At 29.8% G+C, this 2,109-nt stretch carries 1 protein-coding gene; it reads left to right on the top strand.

Annotated features, from left to right (window positions below):
- Positions 1–916: 916 nt before the first annotated feature.
- Entirely contained in the window at positions 917–1,294 is a 378-nt protein-coding gene (locus ACXM1Q_RS09145) for a hypothetical protein (protein WP_458517789.1), read from the top strand.
- Positions 1,295–2,109: the final 815 nt, after the last annotated feature.

Below are 2,109 nucleotides of genomic sequence, written 5' to 3'. Positions count from 1 at the left end.
ATAGCAACCTCATCTTCATTGTGCTCAAAAAACGAAAAAAACACAATTGATTCTTGGATTCTGCCCCAATCAGTCAATTGTGTTTCATTGAAGTCTTTATCAGCCGCCCTAACTTAATGACATTGGGTGAAAACCCTCTTTTTTGACCATTCAGGACGTTTCAATGACCGTTTGGGAAATGGGAATCAATTGCTGAAAATTTGTTATACACTTTATGTAAAGGTTGCAGTGGACAAATGATTTTTAATTTTTAAAAGAAGGATTACTGTAAAATACAATACTTAGTTATAAATCATGGAGGTGCCGTGTAATGGCTCTTAAAGTGATGTTACTTTTTCATCTATACTTGTTACCAATTGTATTTCTTTTAATCGGAATTCGAAACAAAAATCGGAAACTCCTTATTGCTGGTCTAGTTTCGCTTATTTACTTACTAATTAGCTTTACTTTAGATTGGATTTTTTAATATATTTAAGAAATATGACTATTTAGGGAGGAACTATGAGCAGATTTAAATCCTATGTAAGCAGTTCTAAAACTGTATCACAATATCTTGCTAAATTCCTAGAAACTGGGAATTTTGTGGTTCCGATAGCTCTTCTCGTACTAAGTATTTCTAATGCCTTGATTTCAGTTAATGAAATTCTGGCTAAAATTTTTGGAAGTATATCTCTTTTCATAGTTATCGTATATTTGACTATGTATGTATATGTAAAGCTCTGTTCTAACTATCAATTTTTAAAAGATCGATTTCACGATAACAGACGTTAATTCTATAGGCATTTGATTCCTAAAAATTAATTAGACTTAATTCAACTACATTAAGAACGAAAATAAATCTGAGAATCTTTCAATAGATAGTATATTGATTGGAGGCTAGTTAATGTGTTATTGAATTAGACTAAGAGGAGATATTATGAAAAATATTATTCGGTTTTCAATCATCGAATGCATTTCCATGCTTTTACTATATCTACTGGGGATTTCAGTTGGTTTTTCACTGACTAAGATTGCTCTTCTAGCTTTACTTAATTTTTCATATCAACTATTAGCTATGATTGTGGTAAGTAAAACTTCAAGTGTTGTTCTTCCTTTAAGACAGGTCTTTCAGAATTTAATGAATTATATTAAATATACTATTGTTATTCCGGTTTTAATTGTTTTTCTTCTTATCATACAAATGAAGACGATGTCTATCAAACTTAGATTTATATATCTAAGTCTACTCATCATGGTCTATACAATTGGCTCTATTTTTTCCCTGAGCTCCACTTTTAAGAGAAAAAATTTTTAGGTAGATGGTGATTGCTAAAATCTGCTTCAAGTTGGTCAGGATTTTTGGAGTAAAATTAATTTGTTTGAAGGAAAACTAGGGAATAGAATTTAAATATTTTATCATAGGAGGTGCTATTGGTGGATGGAATACGTAAAAATATATACCTATCGGTAATCTTATTCAATGCATATATAAATTATATTTATTACAATAATTTACATTTAGTTATAAATTTAATGATATTGCAAATTGTTTTTCTCTTCTGTATTAACTATCTAACAAAAAAGTTCAGTTCTCATATTCCTATGGAACAGTCTAATTATCGTGATTCTGTAAAAAAATTGATTATTGTATCAATTTCGCTTCTTTCATTATCAATTCTTGCCAATCAAGGAATATACACTCTGAATTTAATTATTACAGGATTTATAGCCCAAAATATTGCAGTAAGCAATGGTTACCGGTTAGCAGTATAATCTATATTTCTACTTTGCATTCTATGAGGTGTAATGAAGGGAATTAGATAAGAAGATTGCCCACTACATTTTTAATTCATGAGAAGTTTAAGAGAGAAAGTTCTCTAGCAAATAAGGATGGTCAAACCTCTGGATTTATCTCAATCCAGGGGTTTTTAGATGTAAGAAGGTTAATTGTGTAAAGGTCTGGATTATGATATTATTAGACCAAAGAAAAAAGCTGTGATTAGAGCAATGTCATTAAGTTAAGACTTAGAATCTAAAATAAGACCACTTTGGAAGTTCAAATTGATATCTGACTTTCGAAAGTGGTCTTTTTGTGCATGCCAAATAAAGGTTTTTATGACCTTTTTTAAA

It is taken from the genome of Streptococcus sp. 10F2, from assembly GCF_054331515.2.
The sequence above is the reverse complement of the archived record's forward strand: the minus strand, read 5'-3'. Positions and strand labels throughout refer to the sequence as shown.

What these genes read in the sequence shown, in the direction of transcription:
- ACXM1Q_RS09145 (WP_458517789.1), top strand. Translation starts at nt 917, where the DNA reads ATGAAAAATATTATTCGGTTTTCAATCATCGAATGCATTTCCATGCTT.